A 1,466-nucleotide genomic window follows, 5' to 3' on the forward strand; every position below is an offset into this window, starting at 1 on the left:
CATGCCCAGCAGCATGCCCAGCCCGAAGGCGATCAGCACGATCGCGCCGAGCACCGCCGAGCCCAGCGTGCCGAACGGAAAGAACGAAACCGCTACCGGCGCGCGGTTCGACAGGAGAAAAATCACCAGCGCCAGAATCACCAGCGCCCCGAAAATGAGCCGGACGGTCTTCAGCGGTCTACTCCTCGTCGTCCTCGTCGTCGTCCCCGGCGCCATCGGCCCCGCCGTCGAGCGGTTTCATGCCCGCGTTGACCATCTCGCGCAATTCGCGCCCGGCGCGGAAGAAGGGCACGGTCTTCTCGTCCACCTTCACCGTCTCGCCGGTCCTGGGGTTGCGCCCCGCCCGCGCCTGGCGCTGCTTCACCGAGAACGCGCCGAAGCCGCGCAATTCCACCCGCCCGCCCGCGGCGAGGGTGGCGGTCATCTCGTCGAACATCGCGGTGACGATCCGCTCCACATCCGCCAGCGTCAGGTGGGGATGGTCAGCCGCCAGCGCCGCGATCAGTTCAGATCTTGTCATGAGCCCGCCTCCCGTTTGCGTTACGGTGCCAGACGCGCCCGGTCCGGTCAATCCGCGCCTTGCCTAGAATGTTGAAAACGGCGGAAATTTCCGCCTCAGCCGAGATGCAGCGCGGCCTGCGTGCCCTCGATGATGAACTGCGCCGCCAGCGCCGCGACCAGGATGCCCAGCACCCGCCCGACCACGCTGGCCCCGGTCGCCCCCATCAGCCGCGCGAGCCGCCGCGCGCCCAGCATCGAAACCAGGGTCGCCGCGATCATCGCCGCCAGCGCCAGCGCGTTGGCGAGCACCGCCCCCGGCTGCCCGCCCGCCTTGGCGTGCAGCAGCACCATCGTGGTCATCCCGCCCGGCCCGGCGATCAGCGGAATCGCCAGCGGAAACACGCTGATATCCTCGGTCGACTCGCTCGCGGCACTGCGCTCCTCGCTGCTCGCCCGCAGCTCGCCCTTCGCCGTCACCATGTCCTTGGCCGAGAGGAACAGCAGCGCCCCGCCGGCGATCTGCAAGGCCGGAATCCCGATCCCGAGCAGCCGCAGCAGCTTTTCCCCCGCGAGGCCGAACACCAGCAGCACGAGGAAGCTGATCGCCGAGGCCCGCTTGGCGATCGTCCGCCGCTTCGCCGCGTCGTCATGCGTGGTCAGCGCCGCGAAGATGATCGCGGTGCCGACCGGATCGATGATGACGAACAGCGCCACCGCGGCATAGAGGAAATCGGCGATGAACGCGTTCAGCACCGCCCCGCCTCCGCCGCGTCGAGATCGGCCTGCGTGTTGATGTTGACGAACGGGTCGCGCTCATCCGCGAACGCCACCGCGCGCATCCCGATCTCCGCCGCGAAGCCCGACACCCGATACGGTCCCTTCCCGTCGAGGAAGCGCTCCAGCGCGTCCGCCGCCGCCACCGGCCAGAGTGCGACGAGATGATGCGTCCGCCCGTGCGAGGCGGC

General features: G+C 69.4%; 3 protein-coding genes. All 3 read right to left on the reverse strand.

The genetic code is table 11. From position 1 onward, the window contains the following. Positions 1-178: 178 nt before the first annotated feature. Entirely contained in the window at positions 179-520 is a 342-nt protein-coding gene (locus tag APM_RS12720) for an integration host factor subunit beta (RefSeq protein ID WP_007423782.1), read from the reverse strand. Positions 521-615: 95 nt separating this feature from the next. Then, the gene (locus APM_RS12725; protein WP_007423783.1) at positions 616-1,254 is read right to left on the reverse strand and encodes a MarC family protein; all 639 of its coding nucleotides are present in this window, start codon (positions 1,252-1,254) and stop codon (positions 616-618) included. Beyond that, on the reverse strand, positions 1,248-1,466 hold a 219-nt coding region (locus APM_RS12730), incomplete at its 5' end, for a molybdenum cofactor guanylyltransferase (RefSeq protein WP_007423784.1). The genes APM_RS12725 and APM_RS12730, both read right to left, overlap by 7 nt.

Source organism: Acidiphilium sp. PM (genome assembly GCF_000219295.1).
GTDB lineage: Bacteria > Pseudomonadota > Alphaproteobacteria > Acetobacterales > Acetobacteraceae > Acidiphilium > Acidiphilium multivorum.